General features: G+C 53.2%; 20 protein-coding genes and 1 pseudogene. 9 read left to right on the forward strand and 12 right to left on the reverse strand.

What is annotated here, in order from left to right:
• Positions 1-539 precede the first annotated feature (539 nt).
• The 4 genes from H6G07_RS18910 to H6G07_RS18925 all read left to right on the forward strand — a co-directional run bounded on the left by H6G07_RS18910 (position 540) and on the right by H6G07_RS18925 (position 2973).
• The gene (locus tag H6G07_RS18910) at positions 540-686 is read left to right on the forward strand and encodes a hypothetical protein (RefSeq protein WP_171973056.1); all 147 of its coding nucleotides are present in this window, start codon (positions 540-542) and stop codon (positions 684-686) included.
• A 61-nt stretch (positions 687-747) separates the two neighbouring features.
• Entirely contained in the window at positions 748-1338 is a 591-nt protein-coding gene (locus tag H6G07_RS18915; RefSeq protein WP_073609699.1) for a hypothetical protein, read from the forward strand.
• Positions 1339-1435: 97 nt separating this feature from the next.
• On the forward strand, positions 1436-1648 hold the full coding sequence (locus H6G07_RS18920) for a hypothetical protein (RefSeq protein ID WP_073609700.1): 213 nt from the start codon (positions 1436-1438) through the stop codon (positions 1646-1648).
• 74 nt (positions 1649-1722) lie between these two features.
• A complete protein-coding gene (locus H6G07_RS18925; RefSeq protein WP_073609701.1) occupies positions 1723-2973 on the forward strand; it encodes a phosphoadenosine phosphosulfate reductase domain-containing protein in 1251 nt (416 codons plus the stop codon).
• On the opposite strand, the gene H6G07_RS18930 is transcribed toward H6G07_RS18925, so the two are convergent.
• Genes H6G07_RS18930 through H6G07_RS18940 form a run of 3 tightly spaced genes read right to left on the reverse strand, consistent with a single transcriptional unit; the run spans position 2963 to position 4028 of the window.
• Positions 2963-3208: a hypothetical protein gene (locus tag H6G07_RS18930; RefSeq protein WP_139297107.1), complete on the reverse strand. Its 246-nt coding sequence runs from the start codon at positions 3206-3208 to the stop codon at positions 2963-2965. The two genes, H6G07_RS18925 and H6G07_RS18930, sit on opposite strands and share 11 nt — an antisense overlap.
• Positions 3205-3522: a hypothetical protein gene (locus H6G07_RS18935; RefSeq protein ID WP_139297108.1), complete on the reverse strand. Its 318-nt coding sequence runs from the start codon at positions 3520-3522 to the stop codon at positions 3205-3207. Before H6G07_RS18935 ends, H6G07_RS18930 begins: the two co-directional genes overlap by 4 nt.
• The gene (locus H6G07_RS18940; RefSeq protein ID WP_073609703.1) at positions 3519-4028 is read right to left on the reverse strand and encodes a hypothetical protein; all 510 of its coding nucleotides are present in this window, start codon (positions 4026-4028) and stop codon (positions 3519-3521) included. Before H6G07_RS18940 ends, H6G07_RS18935 begins: the two co-directional genes overlap by 4 nt.
• A 69-nt stretch (positions 4029-4097) precedes the next feature.
• Between H6G07_RS18940 and H6G07_RS18945 the strand changes: the two genes are divergently transcribed.
• From H6G07_RS18945 to H6G07_RS18955, 3 genes are all read left to right on the forward strand, one after another.
• Entirely contained in the window at positions 4098-4478 is a 381-nt protein-coding gene (locus H6G07_RS18945; RefSeq protein WP_199312241.1) for a LexA family protein, read from the forward strand.
• Positions 4475-5737, forward strand: a complete 1263-nt coding sequence (locus H6G07_RS18950) for a Y-family DNA polymerase (protein WP_073609705.1) — start codon at positions 4475-4477, stop codon at positions 5735-5737. The genes H6G07_RS18945 and H6G07_RS18950 overlap by 4 nt, the downstream gene beginning before the upstream one ends.
• A 272-nt stretch (positions 5738-6009) precedes the next feature.
• Positions 6010-7962, forward strand: a complete 1953-nt coding sequence (locus H6G07_RS18955; RefSeq protein ID WP_073609706.1) for a protelomerase family protein — start codon at positions 6010-6012, stop codon at positions 7960-7962.
• Between the two features lie 20 nt (positions 7963-7982).
• On the opposite strand, the gene H6G07_RS18960 is transcribed toward H6G07_RS18955, so the two are convergent.
• The 4 genes from H6G07_RS18960 to H6G07_RS18975 form a co-directional block, all read right to left on the reverse strand.
• Positions 7983-8372, reverse strand: coding sequence for an AbrB/MazE/SpoVT family DNA-binding domain-containing protein (locus H6G07_RS18960; RefSeq protein WP_073609707.1), 390 nt, complete (start codon positions 8370-8372; stop codon positions 7983-7985).
• Positions 8373-8524: 152 nt separating this feature from the next.
• Positions 8525-9187, reverse strand: a complete 663-nt coding sequence (locus H6G07_RS18965; RefSeq protein ID WP_073609708.1) for a hypothetical protein — start codon at positions 9185-9187, stop codon at positions 8525-8527.
• Positions 9188-9976, reverse strand: coding sequence for a nucleotide-binding protein (locus H6G07_RS18970; protein ID WP_073609709.1), 789 nt, complete (start codon positions 9974-9976; stop codon positions 9188-9190).
• A gap of 42 nt (positions 9977-10018) precedes the next feature.
• Positions 10019-10540, reverse strand: a complete 522-nt coding sequence (locus H6G07_RS18975) for a hypothetical protein (protein WP_073609710.1) — start codon at positions 10538-10540, stop codon at positions 10019-10021.
• A gap of 581 nt (positions 10541-11121) precedes the next feature.
• Between H6G07_RS18975 and H6G07_RS18980 the strand changes: the two genes are divergently transcribed.
• Together H6G07_RS18980 and H6G07_RS18985 are read left to right on the forward strand one after the other, a co-directional pair.
• Positions 11122-11442, forward strand: coding sequence for a hypothetical protein (locus tag H6G07_RS18980; RefSeq protein WP_139297109.1), 321 nt, complete (start codon positions 11122-11124; stop codon positions 11440-11442).
• Complete coding sequence (locus H6G07_RS18985) at positions 11432-12610, forward strand: relaxase/mobilization nuclease domain-containing protein (protein ID WP_073609711.1); 1179 nt, start codon at positions 11432-11434, stop codon at positions 12608-12610. The genes H6G07_RS18980 and H6G07_RS18985 overlap by 11 nt, the downstream gene beginning before the upstream one ends.
• A 311-nt stretch (positions 12611-12921) precedes the next feature.
• On the opposite strand, the pseudogene H6G07_RS18990 reads toward H6G07_RS18985, so the two are convergent.
• The 5 genes and pseudogenes from H6G07_RS18990 to H6G07_RS19010 form a co-directional block, all read right to left on the reverse strand.
• Positions 12922-14121 (reverse strand): annotated as a pseudogene (locus H6G07_RS18990) (transposase family protein).
• A gap of 57 nt (positions 14122-14178) precedes the next feature.
• Positions 14179-15252: an HEXXH motif-containing putative peptide modification protein gene (locus H6G07_RS18995; RefSeq protein ID WP_073609713.1), complete on the reverse strand. Its 1074-nt coding sequence runs from the start codon at positions 15250-15252 to the stop codon at positions 14179-14181.
• Positions 15249-16718: a Sir2 family NAD-dependent protein deacetylase gene (locus tag H6G07_RS19000; protein WP_073609714.1), complete on the reverse strand. Its 1470-nt coding sequence runs from the start codon at positions 16716-16718 to the stop codon at positions 15249-15251. The genes H6G07_RS18995 and H6G07_RS19000 overlap by 4 nt, the downstream gene beginning before the upstream one ends.
• A gap of 199 nt (positions 16719-16917) precedes the next feature.
• Positions 16918-18258, reverse strand: a complete 1341-nt coding sequence (locus H6G07_RS19005) for a TfuA-related McrA-glycine thioamidation protein (RefSeq protein ID WP_073609715.1) — start codon at positions 18256-18258, stop codon at positions 16918-16920.
• Positions 18255-19613, reverse strand: coding sequence for a YcaO-like family protein (locus tag H6G07_RS19010; RefSeq protein ID WP_199312243.1), 1359 nt, complete (start codon positions 19611-19613; stop codon positions 18255-18257). Before H6G07_RS19010 ends, H6G07_RS19005 begins: the two co-directional genes overlap by 4 nt.
• Positions 19614-19654: the final 41 nt, after the last annotated feature.

The raw sequence follows: 19654 nt of genomic DNA on the forward strand, positions 1-19654 counted from the left end.
GTCTAGCGTTTTTTGGAATTCCAAAAAACGCTAGACTACAATCGCTATACCCCTATAAAGCATTCTTATATCTCTATTGCTTATACCTTTATATCCTTTACCGCGATCCCCATTATGCGATCGCGTGGGGGTTATCTCTATCCTAAAGCCCTGAAACCCTTATACACCAATACTTCCAGCCGCCTGCACCTTCACTGCGATCCCCAGCGATCCTCAGACTCATATAAAAAATCTCTATATTTTAGACTGCTATTATATTAATTTCTCATATGTATATCTGCTTGAAGTGGGGAGGCATAAGATATTTATATCAGTCAGAGCGAACGAGTTTTCAGTGCTTTCAGCTTCTTGCGGCTGCGATCGCACCCTTCGCCATTGTCCAAGGGGATCCCCAGGCAAACCACAAAAACACCCAAAATTATTGCTGTACAAGGATTATAGGCAACTGGCTAATTGACCGCATAACCCCTAGACTGCTATTGCATATTTATTGCAGTTAAGTTATCATGTAGCAGTCAGCCAAACGGGAGGAACACCCCATGACCATCGCCACCACCACCCGCAACCCGGAAGTGAAGCGCCACCTCGCTCTAGGGCTAGACCCCAAAGATTTGCAATTCCTCAGCAGCCCGCAGCAGCCCCCTCAACCCCCTGCTGAAACCTATATGGGCTTCTCCATCGAATAGCTCCCACTGCCTGCCCTCAGCGCCATGAGGGCTCCCCACCCCACACTTTGAGGCATTCCCCATGAACACCACCCAAGCACTCTTTACTCCCCTGGTAGCCCCCTACGCCACCGCCGCTACCATCCTGGCCACCACTGCCCGCAACACCTGGCAAGCCCTGCGCAGCGATCGCGCCATCGACCTCTACCGCACTCTCTCAATCCTGCTCCAGATCGCTGGTTGGCTGGCCTATATCGCCTGCCTCTTGACCCTTCAAGGAGGCAAGGCCGCTCGGCGCTACTACGAGGCCGAATGGGCTACTGAGGTGGGCGCGCTGGCCCTACGCATCGATCGCGCCCTAACCCCCCTCGATGGCGGCGCTACCTTGCCCCAGGCGGACGAATTGCCCCAAGACTCCCCCTGCACCCCTGCGCCCGATCGCGTCGTTGACCCTGCGGTGGCCCTCGATGCCGCTGCCACTATCCACCCCGACCAGGTGCAGTCCGTCCTCAACAGCACCGGAACCTCGACCAACAAACTCCGCGCCCTCGCCAACCTCATCAACCTCCCATGGCGGCACTCCAGAGGAAAGGGCAAGCACATGAGCAACAGCGACATCCGCTCAGCCCTAGCTCCCTTGATCGCCCCTGACCTACTCGCACAGCTCTCCTAAACACCTGGCCCCTGGGTGTGTTTCGCCCAGGGGCCTGCGCGATCGCATCCTCTCCGACCGCTACAGAGACAACTGACACCCCTATCACCTGAGCATCATGAGCACCACCATCTTTGAAGCAACCAACGCCCAGTACTACGCCCTGGAAAAGGCCAAAGAGGTCTTTGGGCGGCAGTGGAAATCGAAATTAAAGGTCTGCTGGGAAACGGGGATGTACCCCCGCTCTCTGAGCCAGTACAGGGCTGAGCTTCAGCAAGTCAGGAGCGGCGGCGGGCCGTCCTGGTTGAGCAAGTTCCAATTCGACGGCTAATCACCTGGGGCTGCTATAGCCCCCTCCGGCAGGTTGCGATCGCAGCTCCCCCGTACTCTCCCCTCTTGGCCACCATGACTTTAGCCGTTGATCAAATCAGCCTTTTCCCTGAGGCAGAAGGACTCTACCTACCCCCAGTGATTCAGCAGGCCATGGACATGGGCGCTGCCTTGGTGATCTCCGTGAGCGGCGGCAAGGACTCCGACGCCATGCTGGTGGCCACCGTGAAAGCCTACCGAGAAATGGGCTGGAGCGGGCCTATCTTCGCCCTCTTCTGTGACCTGGGCCGCATCGAATGGGCTGGGGCATTGGAGCATATTCGCAGCCGCTGCGATCGCCTGGGGGTACGACTGGTCGTGGTGAAACGGCCTCAGGGTGGACTCGTCGATCGCTGGCGACAGCGCTTTGAGGCAATAGCGGCCAAACCAGGAGGCGACCCCAACAGCGAGAAAGTCGGGAATGCCCCCCTGTGGAGTTCATCGCAAAATCGCTACTGTACAAGCCACCTCAAGGAGCAGCAGGCCGATAAGGTACTCAGGAAAATTGGGAATGCCCCCCTGTGGAGTTCATCCCAACATCGCTACTGCACCTCTGAACTGAAGGAGGGCCAAGCCGATAAGGCGTTGCGATCGCATTCGCTGGTCATCTGCGCCCTCGGCATCAGGAAGGAGGAATCGAGCAATCGGGCTAAGAAGCCGGGGGTTTGGGTGCGCCCTGGGCCGACAACAAAGGCTCTCAAGGAACCGGCTGGGATGACGGTGGCAGGTGAACGAGAGCAATGGGCCGCTGATGCACTCTCTAGCTGGCTGGAGTCGGGCCGCAAGGGGCGGTTGGCGCTCAACTGGCTTCCGATCTTCCGTTGGCCCCTACAGCGGGTCTGGGAGGAGCTAGGCGTGTCTCTCGACGAGCTGGAGCAGCGGCAACAGCTATTCGCAGAGGGGAACTACTATGACGCCCTCGACGGCTTCCCCGGCCATTGGGTCTACGTCTCCGGCAACTCCAGGATGAGTTGCTCGATGTGTGTGCTGGCCAGTGGTTCAGATATTCGCAATGGCGCGATCCTCAACCCGCTCACCTGGCTGGAGCTAGCCCTGCTGGAACTTGAATCGGGTTGGAGCTTCAAAGCCGATCTGTGGTTGGCGTCTTTGGCTGAGCTGGTGACCCGGTTCCCCTTGGAAAGGCGTAGACGGCTCCTTCAAGCGCTCTATGACCTCAACCGGGTGCGGCGCTGGCACCCCTCTTACGCTCTGTCTCTGCTGGCCTCTCTCGCCCCTGCTATGACGATGTTTTGGTCTGAGGCGTTCTTGTCCTTCCTCAAGGATTGAAAGGACTTCCCTCGGTCATGCCCCAGGCGCTGCTAGTGGGCCTCCCCCGGTGCCGCTGCCGCTGGCCCAGGCGATCGCCCTGGCGCTGCATGGACTGGGGGCGCTGCTGGTGGCCATGGACAGGGAACTGCGCGGCCTGGGGGTGGCCTGGGGCGCTGCTGGCGGTGGTGGTGACGGTGGCTCTGGAGCTGCTGGTGGGCGGTGCAGCTGGTGTCCCCCCCCCTGTGGGACTCATCCGCTGCCCCCGGTGCGCTGGCTGAGGGAACTGCGCGGCCTGGGGGCTGGCGCTGGCCCCGGTGGTGGCGGTGGCTCAGGAGGGGCTGGTGGGCCTCCCCGGTGCGCTGACGATCGCGACGGGGTGCTACACCATCTGACCCTGGCCCAGGCGCTGCTGGTCGGCGGTGCAGCTGGCAATCGCGCCGGGGAAAGCTGCACGACCTCGGCCTGTCGGTCACGGCAGCGTGGTGGCCCAGTCGCGGGCGAACGGGGCGGCGGTGGTGGACAGCGCCCCAGGAGGTGCTGGTGGTGCCCCTCCCTTGTGGGCCTCATCCGGCTACCCTTGGGGCCAGCACCCCAAGGGGTGCAGCTGGGGGCGATCGCTCCGGGAGAACTGCGCGGGCCTCGGCGGCGGTGGCCCAGGCGGGGCGGGTGGGGCGGGTGGGGCTGGCCCAGGCGCTGCTGGTCGGCGGGGCGGGAGGCGATCGCAACCGCTGGGCCTCAGTCTGCCGTTCATGGTGGTGGACGGCACCCCAGGCGGGGGCCAGTGGCCAAGGGAGGGCTGGGGGGCCTCCCCTGGTGCGCTGGCGACGGTCGAGCCAGGGCGGCGATCGCTCCGGGGAGAACTGCACCGCCTGCCGGTCAGCGCAGTAGTGGCGACGGTGGCGGTGGCCTAGGGGGTGCTGCTGGGGGTTCGGTAGGGCGGGGGGCGATCGCATGGGCAGACTGCTGCTGCTGGGACTGGTCACTTCCCTCTTGTGGGCCGCCGCCAATGTCAGCCGCCGCCCAAAGGTTTTGAGTTCATCTGTACTATACTGCTCTAACGAGTTCCACTCCATGGTTCAAATCCTTAGCACACGCGGCTTTTACAGGTGCTCTACCGCTGTTGCGCTGAAGGACGTTTTGCTGTGTTTATCGTCACTGTCCCCGCTGGGTTCCCCTCCCCGGCGGAAGATTATGCTGAGGGGCCTCTCGACCTAAACCGCTACCTCATCCACCATCCCGCCGCGACCTTCTTCGTACGGGTTAAGGGCGACTCGATGGCCGGGGCTGGCATCTTCTGTGGGGATCTGCTGATTGTGGATCGGGCGCTCAACCCTGTCCCCGGCAATGTGGTCATTGCTGTGGTGAATGGCGATCTGACGGTGAAGCGTTTTCACCAGGAGGCCGGGCAGATCTGGCTGATGCCTGAGAACCCTGACTATGCCCCTATCGTGATTGACTGCTATACCGACTTCGCCATCTGGGGTGTGGTCACGAAGGCCATTCACTTCCTGGGGGGCTCATGATCGCTTTGGTCGATTGCAATAATTTCTACGTGTCCTGTGAGCGGGTGTTTAACCCCAAGCTGGAGGGCAAGCCGGTGGTGGTGCTCTCAAACAACGATGCTTGCGTGGTGGCCCGCTCCAATGAGGTCAAGGCGCTAGGTGTGAAGATGGGTACCCCGCTGTTTGAGCTGCGTTGGTCAGAGACCGGCCCAGGAGGGCCATCGCTCATTCAAGAGCACCAGATCCAGGTCTTTTCGAGCAACTATGCCCTCTATGGCGACCTGTCGCGGCGGGTGATGGAGGTGCTGGGGCAGTTCTCTTCTGAGGTTGAGGTCTATTCCATTGATGAGGCATTCCTGGGTCTTGCGGGACTGTCCTGTGAGATAGTGGCCCACCACATGCGGCTGACGGTGAAGCAGTGGACGGGCATTCCGGTTTCGGTCGGGGTGGCCACCACCAAAACGCTGGCCAAGATCGCCAATCACCAGGCTAAGCAGCAGGGGGGTGTCTGTGTTCTGCACGAGCCAGCGCCGGTGCTGGCCCAGTTGCCGGTGTCGGAGGTGTGGGGCATTGGGCGGCGGCTCTCTCAACGTCTGGTGGCTCACGGCATCACTACGGCCCTGCACCTGCAACAGGCTGACCTGGCCCTGATCCGGCAGCTGCTCGGCATCGTTGGGGTCAGAACGGTTCTAGAGCTGCGCGGGGTGGCCTGCCTGCCCCTGGAGCGATGCCCTCAACCCCGAAAGAGCTGTTGTGTCTCTCGCGGCTTTGGGCGGCCTGTGGTGTCTCTGGCGGAGCTGAAACAGGCGATCGCTTCCTATGGAAGTGCAGCAGCAGAAAAGCTCAGGCGCGATCAACGGGTCGCTCAGTCTTTGCAGGTGTTTATTACCACCAACCGCTTTCGACCGCAGGAGCCGCAGTATGTCAATTCAGAGGCGATCCGGTTGCCTTTCCCCACTCATGACACTCTGACGATCGTACAGGCGGCGTTGGGGGCCGCTGAGCGGTTATATCGGCCTGGGTACGGCTATCACAAGGCCGGGGTGATGATGATGGATCTGAGCGACGGGGCGATCGCGCAAAGGGATCTCTTTGTCGAGGAGGGTAGAAGAGAAAGGGCGGGGCGGTTGATGGTGGCGATCGATGCGCTCAATCAACAGTTTGGGGCTGGGACGGTGCATTGGGCCGCTGAGGGGTTGCAGCAGGAGTGGAGAATGCGGGCGGAGTGGCGATCTCAACGGTTTACGACTCGGTGGGATGAGTTAGCGGTGGTGAGGTAGATGGCGATCGCTTCCCTGATATCGGTAACACCGCTTCCGATTTCAACTCGCTGTCCTGTGGGGGATTGGGTCGCAAAAAGCCCCCGGTCTATACCAGGGGCTGAGGTGAAATTCTATGGGGCTATTCTACCCTTCACCGATGGCCCTACCCTACTCCAGTCCGGGCTACGCCTAACTCAACCAGCAAAACATTCTAGGTTGACCGATATAGTTTTATTGACTGCTATAATTAAACCTGTAGATGATGCCGTTCCGTTCAACTATCCATAGCTATGGCCTCTCTATCCCAAACCTTCGACACCACCCGCAACGAAATCGTCGCCGCAATGGAGCAGCGCATCGATAAGGGCGATCGCACCAAGCTGACTAAGAAAGACCTGGAGGAGTTGATCGCTATCCTCGTGGCCAAGCTGGTGGAGATGAATGCCCTTGGCACTGACACGAAGGCGGCAATCGATCGTCTCTGTGCGGCGGAGCAGGAGCTATTGGAGAGGGCTTATCCCCGCAGCAGTATCAATTCGGTCTATTTCCCGCGCTACACAAAAGCGATTAAATCCGCGATTGAGGCGGGGCGTATTACCCTCAATGGCAAAAATTCGTACCCTCGGCGGTGGGCGAAGCGCAATCCGCTGCCGGGGGAGCCCAGCAGCGGCTCTGAGGCGCGACACTATGCCTTAGACGGGTTTATCTACCCCATTGAGGTGCAGGCGCAGCTCAGAGCCGCTACCACCCAAAATGCCAATGCTCGTCAGGATGATCGTCAACCCGTCGATCTCGATGCCTATATGGGCAAAATCAATCTCCTATTGGCCTCTAATGACCCCATCGATTTAATCATCGCGATCGCTGCCGTGACCGGAAGGCGGCACACGGAGGTGGTCAGTCTCGGGCAGCTCCAACCCCAGGTCGGGGAGATGGCTCAACTGATTCCCCAGGGGCATCCTTACTTACTTCGCTTTACGGGGCAGCAGAAAGCGGCGAAGCCTGCCTACGATTTGCTGACGTTGGTGCCCGCCCAGGATGTTTTGCTGGCGATTGAAAAGCTCAGGGCTGCCGCTGACATTCATGACCTGGCTGGGGTCGCCTCGGATGACCCCAGGATGGAGGCGCTCAATGCTCGGGTGAATCGTCGAGTGGTCAAGGTGCTCGGTGAGGTGCTGCCGACGCCTCAAGGGTTTACCAATATTTCGATTCATCGCTGCCGGGCGGTCTATGTGCCGATCTCCCTCCATTTCTTCTGCCCGGCCAATATGGCGGAGCAGCGTCTGGCTCAGCATCTCCTCGGCCATGTGCTATTTGATGACACGACTACCGGCAATGCCTCGGTGACGGGCCATTACTACCAGTATTATCTGACGCGCAATGGGAAGCCGCTTACCGCTCGCGGGGTGAAGCTGGCCGCGAGTGGCCCCATTCCTCTGCCGCCCGATGAGATTGACGCACCCGTTGAACCATCCCCTACAGAAAACCAAGGAGCATTGACCGTGGCTGATTCTCTTCCCGCTAAGACAACACCGAGTTCGCAGGTGAATGGGGCTGGGGAGGGTGACCCGGTTTGGGCGACGATCTCATCTCAGGCGGCGACAATCTCCACTCAGGCTCAAACCATCTCGGCTCAGGCGGCGACGATTGATCGCCTGGCTCGCTCGGGCGGTGGGCAGGGTGATGATTCAGAATTCAAGGCGTTGAAGGCCGAACATGCACGGCTATTGGCAATGCTGGATGAGTTGAGGGCGATCGCTGATGACCCTAACCAACTCCAGGCTGCTCAGCGCTTCTTTGCCTTCGATTTTGACCGCGAGGGCGATGCGCTCGATGACGGGGGGGCTGGGACTGCGGTGGGGTCACCGGCTGCGCCATCAGCTACGACACTGGCTGTGTCTAGACCCGCTCGGACTAAGGATGAGGATGACAGCGACCACGATAAGGCCCAAGACACGAAGCCCTATCAGCGCGGGGTGCGACTCCTTGAACTCGCTCAGCTGTGGGCGCAGGAACATCCCGATGCGACGGTCAAGTTCTCGGGGGCCTTACTCAAGGCCGTCGGCGTTCATGCGGCGGCGATTAAGGCCATTACCACCGATCTTGAGGGTGATATTGAGGCCTTCAATAAGTCTCTGGGTGATGACTCCCTCAAAACCCATAACAAGGGCAGAACCGAGCCCTTCCTCAAGTTCGCAGCCGAAATGCTACAGAATGAAGGCCTCTATAACCCCAGAAGCTAAGCGACGGCTTCGCTATCTAATTAGGCGTCGTCTTCATTGCCCTCTTCGTCAAGTTTAACCAAGTGAATGTGTTTGTAGCCCAGCTTGATTTTGAACTCATCGCCAGTCTTCAAACCCATCTCTTGGGTATAGGCTGCGCCAATCACAATCTGTCCATTCTTGTGCACAGTTAGGGTGTAGGACGCTTCTCGGCCCCGCCCATCTGAACTCTTCTGGGGTTCGAGCTGAATGCCTTTGGCGGACAACAGGGCATCGTAAAACTCAGATAGGTTCACACGGGTCTGACCATCTTTGCTGACGGTGTAATACCCGCATTCCTTAGCGAGTTCCCGTTTGCTCCGGCCATCATTCTCTTTCACCTTGGCTAGAAGATCTTTGCCAACCAACACGTCTTTCTCTTTTACTGCCATAACTTAGAACGCCCAAAAAATATAGGTCAAAATCCTAAACAATCCACAGGAAATGATTCCAGAGGCTTTTAAAATTTCTTTCCTACTTTATCTAATAACTTGAATAAAAAGACAGAGGCTTTCATCCCCTATGGCTCAGATGGCGCGTTGCTCTAATCATCCTCGACTATCCCCAGCCAAATTTCGATGCGCTCTAGACGGCGATCTACCGTTCCGCCACTAGCGCGGACTTCGCTCAGGGCTGTCTGAAACCCGCTGCCTCGGAAGATGAGGTACTGAAGCACTCCCATCACCGCTGTTCCCATCAACAACCACACCACCGCCGCTCTCCATTGCGCGAGTTCAGTCCAGATCGACGTTCCGCTTCCGCTTCTTTGGCAGGCGCTGCGCTGAATCAACCGACGCAGCGCCTGCAATTCCGCCTTGACTTCGGTTGTGATCTGCGGATCGGTCACCGGGTGCACCTGGCTCCCGAGTTTCTCCATCTCCACGATCAAGCTGGGCAGCGATGCGGCTAAGGTCGTCAGTGGCCCTTCTGCCCGCTTCAACATCACCTCTGATGACACCAAGTATTGACCAAACCGTACCAAGTGTTCTCCGAGTGTCCTGTAGCCGCTGCTCACTTCCGCGGTCTCCTGGGTGCGCACCTCCAGCAGCCGCGATAGGCTCTGTGTGATCTCCTGCCATTGGTCTAAACTCACACGAATGTGGGCAACGTCCTGATGGTGAACTCGCTCTAGGGCTTCCATCCGCAGTAGCAGTTCATGCAGAACGGTTTCAATACTGGCAATATCCTCAACGCTTTGCTGCCCCATTTACACCGCCTCAGCAACAGGAACAGGTAGGCCGAGCAACTGTCCATTTGCCTCTATCTGGGCACTACCACGACGAACAAACGACCGTGCCAGCAACTTGTCTCCCAAGGGCAGGCTGTCGAGAGCCGTGAATGGTGTGTAGTTGGCTTGCATGGCCTTAAAGGTGGTATCGGCCAATCGTGGCAGCTCAATCTCGACTCCCCCATACTTCTTGACTCGCTTGCGTTCTTTTGACTCGTCCCATAACGAAAATGCGTCTTTCAGTCCGTCACTGGCAAAATACTGGTTCTTAACCACCACCCAGCGAACCGTGTCGCCGCAGAAGTCCAACATTCGGCTAATCGACTCAATCGGCGCATAGCTAGTGCTAATCACGCTGATGATCGTCACGCCATACCCCATCTCGCCACAGGCTGGAATCAGGTCAAAGACATCAATTTGCTCCCGCAATCGGGTACTTGAGGCGGCGGGCATATCCAAAATCACCACGTCAGCTGGGCAGCGACGGGCCAATGCTGGCAGTCGACTGGCCACTGAGGTCGCGACTTCTCCCGACAGCATTGTCACCAGGTTTTTACCGCCATCTAATGACAGGCAATCCATTGTCGGCACTGCAAATCGCTCTGGGTCGGCGTGGAACGATGAAAATTCTGGATTCTCTTGATCTGAGTCAATGCCAATCACCTTTGACCCGGCGTTATCTAAGGTCGCGTAGAGCAACCGCGCAAACAGCGTTTTACCGGTTCCACCCTTCGCACCATTGATGATGTTTACAGTTTTATTCGACACGGGACAATCCCTCCAAACGACACATTAACCATCTAATTTTGTCTAGCCATCCCAGTGGGTAGGCGGTCTAATGCCGGGCCGCCGTGGCACTTGAAACCCCGAGTCCCCGCCGTTAGCAGCCGTTTTTTTTCGGCCTCTGCTTGGAGCGACAGCTGGGTCTTTTGGTATATCAGCAGCAAGCTGGGCCTTATCCTCGCCAGCATCACTAACACCGGCAGGCTCAACTACAGGCGGTGACTTAGTCGCATCAGACTTGCTCTTGCTCTTGCTCTTCTTCTTTTTCTTTCCACCAGATTCAGCCTTAATTCTGTAGTAGTAACGTTTTAGAGTAGATGCACTAATAGAAATCTCCTGACCTGTAATAGTCTTAAAAGAAGTCATCACTTGTTTTGCGGTAACACCCCAGTCTTTTTCATTTACTCTAAATAGGGTGATTGCATCAAAGCAGTCCTTAACAACTCCATAATTAGTAAACTCCTCACCTCTATTTGCCAACTGTTGCATAGGCGCACTATCAGTAATATGATTACTAACTTTCTCCCTAATAGACTCAGTTAAAGTCATCAATAAAACCTCAATCTAATTCACCTTTGGCGTTCACCCTTTAGTCACCTTTGGTATTCACCTTCTAGTCACCTTTGGCGTTCACCTTCTAGTCACCTTTGGCGTTCACCTTCTAGTCACCTTTGGCGTTCACCCTTTAGTCACCTTTGGTATTCACCCTTTAGACACCTTTGGCGTTCACCCTTTAGACACCTTTGGCGTTCACCCTTTAGACACCTTTGGTATTCACCTTCTAGTCACCTTTGGTATTCACCCTTTAGACACCTTTGGTATTCACCTTCTAGTCACTTTTGGTATTCACCCTTTAGACACCTTTGGTGTTCACCTTCTAGTCACTTTTGGTATTCACCTTCTAGTCACCTTTAAAAAATATTTTTCCTTTGGCAAGTTGTGGCTACCCTAGCACCTTGTCATTCACTTATACTGGCAACTACAACAGAGAAGTTTTCCGATATTCTTCCTGTTCATAACTTAAGATCACTCCCCCAAACTCACCTTGGATAGTAGCCTTCGAATATCTCCCCCATATCGCAAGTCGACCTTTTGGGGCAAAGAATTGTTAAGCGTTCACTGTGCCAATCATGACTACCTCACGTAATACCCGCATCGTGGTCAACGTTTCTGAGGCTGAGGCTAGAGCCATTCAGCGGGCGGCCCATCCAGCACACCCGGCAACCTTCCTCCGCAACCTCGGCCTACGACCACCACCAGCTACGGTCACGCATCGAGAGGTGTATGCCCATCTCAGCCGGTGGAATCAACAGGTGGATGACCTCCGGCGACGTTACGCCACGGCAGCACCCCCCTCTCTACTCCAAGACTTGAGAGACTTGCGGCAGTCAATCTTAGAAACACAGCGCACCTTAATCACACCTGTCCCTGAGGGCGATCATGCTGATTAAGATCGTTAAAGGCAGCAACGCCCACGGGCTTTGTTCCTACCTACTTAACCCGGCCAAACAAACGACAGCCAGTAGCGCCCATCCAATCATTGCTACCAATATGGCGTGGAGCAATCCAGAGGGCTTGGCTCGTGAATTTGACTGGGTAACCTCTCGCCCTCGGCAACGTCCTGTGAAGCACACCATGGCTCACCTGATGGTTAGCCTCTCACCAGGAGAGCACGTTGCTCCAACTCAGATGGCTGACATCTCCCTGAAGATTTTAGACAGCATGGGCTACGGGGAGTGCCCTTTCTTTGTCACCCAGCATCATGACAAAGCGTCTGCTAATGGGGTGCAGCATTGGCACATTGCTACCACCACCATTGATGTAGAAGGTGCTTGGGTCAAGGATAGCTTTAGCAAACTCAAACTTCAACATCTGGCTCGACAGCTAGAGCACGATATGGGCCTTATCCCCCTCTCTGTTGCCTCACCACGGCAGCGGCAAAATCTCACCACGGGTGAGTATCGGCGTAAGGAACGCACGGGCGAAATCCTGCCCAAGGAGATGATCTGGGATGAGATTAACCGCGCGACAAACGACAACCCTACCTTGTCTATGCTGGTGACCCGGCTCAAGGCTAGCGGTATTGAGGTTCACCTGCGACAGATTGCCTCTCCAGGGGAAAAGCCTGCCTTCACGGGTATTTCCTATTCCGTTGATGGCCATTCATTTGCCGGTCGTCGCCTCGGGCCTGCTTACTCCCTGAAGGGTCTCCAGATGCACCGACAGATTGAGTATCGCCCCGACCAAGATGCGGTGCTGGCTCAAGTAATGGATATGTCTCAGGCTCAGTGTCAGCAGCAGCTCGCCGATTACGAGGCGCTGCGGCAGCTTTGGAGGGAACGCTACGCGCGTTACGCTAGAGCCGTCCAAGGCGGCTCTGGTGAGCCCCAAGGGGGACAATTAGATGTCGAAGTTGCTCAACTTGCTGTCTCAGATGGAGAACCCACAAAAGACATTGTGGGCATCCTCCGGCAGGGGCCAACGGCGCAAGCCCAACGCCTGAACCAGGGCCACTATGCGGCGCTGGAGTACTGCCAACAAATCGCCAATCAACTGACCCACCGCCACAGTGATCCCATACTTCAGCCAACCAGAAAATCTCTAGAAATTGAGCTTTAGCTAAAGCTTTGTTTTTTGGCAGAACGCTGCACAGCATTCTCAATCCGAGGCATTGGTCATGAGCACTTATACTCTGTGCCAGTAGCGCTAAAACGTGGACTAGCTTCGGACTAGGCGGCCTTGTGCCAGTTGTCTCAATGCCTGGTTTTCCCGTTCTTCCTAAAAGTTGCTGCTAAAGCTCTCGATTGGCCTGGATGCCTTGCGTAGAGAGAGCTTTAGCATAAGATGCAGCTGCGGAGGGGTTGCGGCGCGGGCAGCTAAACCAGAACTCAGAGTTATTTCCTTGGTGGTGCAGAAAACTCATGGCAGTCTCAACATGAGAACGTAACGACCCTAGCGAACTCAATACGGCAGTCCAAGGCGTCTCGTTTGCACTGAGAAGCGCAGGCAGGCGTTGGATTGCACTTAGGCAAGGTTTGGAGGATAGGCAGAGGCAAGCGCTCACAGCCGAGCCGAGCCAGTTCCCGCAGACCCAGTTGCAGAAAACTCAATACCCGCTCGCTATGTCAAGCCAGACGAGTCCGATGGCCTGCCTTAACGACCATCATGCCCAATACCAGGGCAATTAGATAGGCGCAATCTAGCAGCATAAACAAACGGGTCAAGACACCCGCATCACGTAGACCTGAGTCGAGGACATCTAAGACCGCTGACTTGTAATCCTTAAAGTGGGGTTCAATCCTCCCAAAGCGTTGGCCGTAGAGCGCAAAGGTTTGCAACGAGGCGGATTGGCTTGATAGTACCGCCCAGGTGTCTTGAGCACCAGGCACATTGGCAGTTGCCAGATGAGCCTCAATATCGCTTAACACCTGCACAGGCCCCACTAGATAAACCTGTTCTGGCGGTGGAAAGAAGCCCTCTACCGATTGCGTTCGACCGTCTAATAACCGTCGGAGGTAGTGACCAAAAGTCTGACTTTACCCGAATAGCCCAGTTCCACGTCTGTCTGTTCAACCAGCGTGTCAACTCACCATGTTTCTTCTGCGGAGACGCTTCGCGAACAAACCCTCGGTCGGCCAGCAACGTCACCTGCACCTCCTGCGGTAGGACGGACGGTTCGAGCGAGCTCTAGCACAGGCTTATACTGCTCAAAGCCCACCAGGGCACTGCCGTGCTCAAGCACCACTTGAGTCAAGATCAATGAGGCAAAAGCGATCCCATAGCATGCTGGTGTCCAGAGTCAGGATAATGGCCTCTCCGGCAAAAGCCGACAGCACTTGTCGGAGTATCGGTTCGTAATACCGTTCCGCTGTGATCTGCGGGTTATGGAGAAAATAGCTCAGCCGCTCCATATGGGCACGGGCACCGCAGCCTCGATGCGATAAGTAAGGGATCCACCGACCTAGACATGCTTCGTCAGTCTGTAACACTGCTGCCACAATTTCCGTAAACCCTTGCAGATGCCGTTGGTCAATGGGCTGCACCCATTGACTCAATTGGTCTTGCAGTTGACGATACAGTCCCGTGTTTCTATGAAATTGGCCTTGAGTTGGGGAATTCAAGCCTCTCATGAAATGCCCCGACCAACCTACTTCGTCTCATTTGAGACTCCTTACATAACAACCCTTTCAGAACTTTTCTGCACCACTAAGGTTGTATGTGGTGAGAAGCTCCTGGGCTAGCTGTTGTGAACTTTTAAGACTGCATAGCATTGTAGAATTGAGCACCTCATACATAGGAACAAGGGGAACAGAAATATCTGTGGTAAATCCGCGAAGTGCGCGATTAAGTCGAAAAAATGATTTCTTCATATCAAATGCTTGGCTTACGAGTGCGTCTGCCCAGAATGAAGCTAAACCAAACCAAACCCAACAAGCTTGCAGATAAGTATTGATATCCAGACTTCGCCCTGACCATGGCGAAATCAGTTTCACATTGCTTACAGTAGCCGGTAAAAACATTGGTGATTCGAGCTCTGCGATATCAATAGCTGTATGGATAGCTTCGTGAATCAGGCACTCAGCTAACTCTTCTTCATCTACTTCAGTTCGATGAGGATTACGTAGAACTGTTCGGCCAATTGCGATAGGACTACATGCGGCGACACATGTCGGTAGGGATACATCCTCACGACATACGATAACTAGGGTCGTTTGATCAATAAGTGCCTGAGCATACTTCGATACGTTACCGATGGAATGGTAGGCGTGATGCAACCGAATTAGCACGCTCTGTGCAGCTTCAGATGGCAACCGGGCCGCTTGTCCTGGAATATCTGGCAGAGGGCGCAAAACGTCTGGGCCCTTCAAATCGACAAACGGTCCGGATCCTAGCCGATAATCAACTGCTGCATTCCTATAAATATGTGGAGAAGAGTGTCTAAGGTGTTGTCTTTTAATCGCACGCATTTCGACTTCAATCGCATTATGCAGGTATTCTGCAGCATTGTTCGGATTACATAGAACTGACTGAGTATGCGTGTCTGGGGCAAGCTGTAATCGGTGTTTGCTTTCGGGGGGAAGTTTTTCAAAACGTTCCAGAAGATTTGAGGCATTTAAAGATATATCTTGTTCAATAAGTTTAACGATTGTCTGAAGGTTTCGCTTAGCATTGGAGTAGTGAATCGCACGAAGCTGAGCTAAGGCATCGGATGACTTTTGCCATGAACAAAGGTGTATGAATCGCTCCCACAGAATGCTCATTGTAATAATCTTTGGGATAGGCTTTTGTACGAGGAAGCGATTACATCCCAGCCAGGCGTTGAGTAGCGCAGATACTGAGCATCAAAGATACGGCATAGATGTCGCGATTGTGGTAAGGACATACCTGCAGGCTGAGGAGAGACGCCAATTCTCCACAAACCAAATCGGTCAGCATCCCAACATAAAGCAATTGTTGGATCAGAAGTTATGTATCCATCCGCGTGCAGAGCACATGCCGTTGCCAATAACTCGATCTGTCTATCACAAATACCCAAATGCTCTGTGCCCATGCGCAAAATCAATTGGGCAGCACGGCGACCGTGATCAGGATCATGCTCATCGTTCCATCGTTGGCAATCATGAAAAACCGAAAATAACTGCACAACATAGGGGTCTGCATCCGGCTGATCTTCAAGTAGTTGCAGCGCGATCCATGCGGTCTCCTGCCAATGCTTCACTCCATGAATCGTTGAACGACTACTTGGAAAATCTGCAACCAGTTCTACTAACCTAGGCAAATCAAGTTGCGTTCCTAACCTACTTTCTGAACTCTTATGTATGCTAGGAATATCTATCATAGGAAATCTACTTGATCCGATCACACATGGTTGCGTAGTGCTGTCAATTTCGCGAATCAGTGCTGCCAAGAAATTCGAAGCAGGAGCGCAAACATATTCGTCAAACTCAGCTAGATACTTAGGTATAAATGGATCGACAATGACAACTCTTTTGTTATTGGCCCTAGCCATTGAAATGACGCCTTCTGTGTCATCAGATACTCCCAATACAAGCAATGTATCGAATGCCGACAATCTGAGTGAAGTGTTTGCCACAAAAGTACGAGGAGTGATGACCTCTCGACTACCTGCTATCTTATGCAGTTGGTCGATATTTCCAGAGACCACACACGTGATATGACCAGAGCACTCTAGTATTGAAATTTGGAAATGAGCTTCATTAGGCTGAGCCTGACTAAGCTGTTCCTGAAAATCACAAATCAACTTAGCCAGTTCATTAGGTTTAGCAATCATCCACGCCACAAGTTCACCAGGAAACGGCTCATCTAATGGAATCTTTGCTTCAATGCCGTTGTCTCCGCGGAAGGTAGGAATTCCGCTTGCGGAAGAGATTCCCGCTCCTGTATATACAACAATACGACAATTAGTGAGGGACGCTGCAACTTCCGTGATACTCTTTGAGCCAATGTCTACCTTTGGTTTGGCACTACTTGGCTTCGCTTTTTCTACACCTAGTTGATTCAGGTGACGAGGCAAGTCTTGTGTGAAATACTTTTGCAGTTCGGAGCCTGTTTCGCCTACAGAAAGAATCAGATGTGATAAACCCTCATGTTTACTATTGTCAATTATGCTTAAATTCCATTGTTCTCTTTGCCAATTGAGAAATGCACTGTTGAATTCAATTCTGCTCCACTTATAATCAACTGCGCAATCGAGAACCTGACACATTAAGTTTGATGAAGCATTGAGATGCGTGCAACATACTAAGAATGAATGTGGACAAGTTGTTGTTCGATTCGGTCCATTGAGGTTGCCATAGATCCCAACTATTCGATCATGGCCACTAAATAGGTAGGCGATTCTATCCAACGAACAAGTCGATGTCGACCAATCTGGTGCGCTGTTAAGAACGAGATTCCTATTATCGTTAAGCATGGTTCACAACTCGTTCTTGGTAAAAATAATCGCACAAAACTGCTCTCAAAAATGCGTTGGAATCTTCAAAGCCAACTCGCGCTGCCTCCTGTTCAACTGGTTCAGGATTACGCTTCCGTTGCTCAAAGTACCAATTAACAGCCTTTTCATAGATATCGACTGGAGGCGAAATATTATCTATTTCTTCCAGGATTTCCTGCTTAGCCCGCACCGCGGTCACCAGCATCGGATAAATGCCGCTTAAACGCATTTGATCGAGAAAATCGATAGAAAGATCGCTACGTATACTACTTTTAAGACGGTTGAGAAGGGTCTCCTTTTCCATGAGCCGAAAAAAGTCGAGCATGGTGAGATCATTGCTATGTATCCATTGCTCAAGGTCTTGTCCTTCCAGTAGGTTCCGCTTGCGCCTAAATTCAATAACAGTTTCATAAATTGCTTCATCGTCTATGGAAAAGCGCTGATGAGATGCTTCCTCAATAAGTATTTTGCGAGCGCTCGTGATTTCTACAAGCTTCTCCAATAGCTCAGAATTCAAACGAAGCTCATCGACAATTGCGTTGCGGAAAAGTACATCAGGGGTCTTGTCCTTCACTAGCTGAATCTCGCCTGCTGTACGACGAAGCTGCTCCCATAATGAAGTATGTTCGAAGTTAAACGATGGTGCTTCTATTTGATGGGTTTTATGAGACCATTTATACATTACGGAAAGAAGCTCAATTGCATCTAGTTTCTTCTGATCAACGAACCCAGTATTTAGCCATGACGAAAGACGATTTAACTCATCGTCAGAAACACCGTGTTGCTGTGCAATCTTTAGTACGGTTCGATAGTTGCGATTCGGATAATAAGTTTCCTTGGCAATACTCACAAGAGTGTTGGTCGTTGCCTTGCTGATAACCCCATCAATGTTTGCGCGCTCGAATGTTAAGCGTATATTAAACATAGCTTCTGAGGTTTTTACGAAATCTAGTTCTGCAGGTGCATGCGCTACAGCAACTTCGTCATCATCTTCTACCTCACCATCTCTGTACGCTGAATATATACGTCCCACTCCGATCATTCCGAATGGAGCAAGCTCCGCTGCACGTATAGCACCCATACTTGAACTACCAAAGACTGTAATGCCTTGTTTAATTGCCCATAAAATTTCTTTGTGCCAGACAGAGGGAACGTGATCGAACAGCCCATCAATGATTCCTATAGCGCGCGGACGGTGCTTGCATAGTCTTAGAACATCTCCTTGGGAGACAGGTGGCAAATAAACTGCGTCTAATATAGAAAGTGCCTCATTCACAGAGATTGTTGGGCCAAGGAATACAAAAATAGTCATACTGAAACCTCCTGAGCAGCCCTGCCTCGCGGACCAGGCACATAGTCGGGATCACTATGCGGTCCCTCCAATCCTGGAACAACAACTCGAGCAACAGGCACTTCAAGTTCTGGATCACTGAGGTCCACAGCGACGATTTCATCTACACCCACGTCTTGGAGGCGTCGTATGAGCAATTGGAGGTCTGAATCCACTGTTTCCGTGGCCGCAACAGCTATTTCATGGAATTTACGTGAACCTTTGATTCCTCGTAGCACTTCACATTGGCGCAAGTGAATTCGAGTTTGCACATTATCTTTGTACTCATCACGAAAAAGATCGTCTCGTGAACCTGCTATATATGTAAGACGGCTTTGCACTGCTTCAGTGATAGCACGTAGTAGCGCAATGCCGCGATCCAGATGACATCCATAGCCACTTGCAGCAGAGCGCTGGTAAGCAAGACCGTATTCATCCTCTCCAATCAGACAAGCGAATGTAGGAATACCAACATCACTCGTTAAATCCCATGCAAGGACAAATACACCCGCTTGTCTACAGCGTTCAAGCCCTTCCTTGCAAGCTACATCATCAACAGTATCCAGATCGAGGAGCCTATTTGACAAATTCGCATCATCACTAAAGTGCCAAAGTGTAGTTGCATCCCGCTCAATCACTTCATAAAGACCATGGTTTACTGCTTCAACTATGTCATTACCAGATGCGAGCCCGTTCGATGTAGCTAGAAAACAGCCTGAGCCCGGTGGATGCGGAAGCGAGGTGTTCATACTCACACACTCATAAGGCACCCATGTCGGCTCGTTTGAGAGTAAGTCGACACCCTCAATCCATAGAATGGGAGTGTCTTTGTTAAAAGGACTATGGCGTGTCTTACAGATCCGCTCCACATTAGTAGTGCGCTTTCGGCGGCTCATCTCGTTATAACTTGAATAATGCAATGGTCGGTGAATATTCTCGGCGTGGAACAACTCCAAAGCCTCCATCACTCCAGAAACTCGAGCACAACTTACTGAGAGACCTTTCCCTTGGGAGACGGAAACAGAACGAGCGTTGGGGCGGCAAACCATAAATACAGGAATTCCAATATGATCGAGTCCAGTAACGTTTGCCACTCGCGTGATTCCCGTACGACTCAAAATAGGCTGTACACGCTTCCATGTCTCCTCAGGCTCCATAATTCGGTGGGTGCCGCCATGATATTGCTTTCGTACAGGTGTGCGGTGTGTGAGCTGGCTAAGGCGAGTGATATAGCTATCGCAAGAATGAGAAAGAGTTTCGCTCGGGCCTGTAATTTCAGGCGATTTGGATGCCTGGAAACTACTTTTTGTTTTTGAACTATGTGAATGAGAAAGCATCTTAAAGTTCTGATATTAGTACAAATGCTTACAAGTAATGA

Source organism: Phormidium tenue FACHB-1052, assembly GCF_014696675.1.
GTDB lineage: Bacteria > Cyanobacteriota > Cyanobacteriia > Phormidesmidales > Phormidesmidaceae > Nodosilinea > Nodosilinea tenuis_A.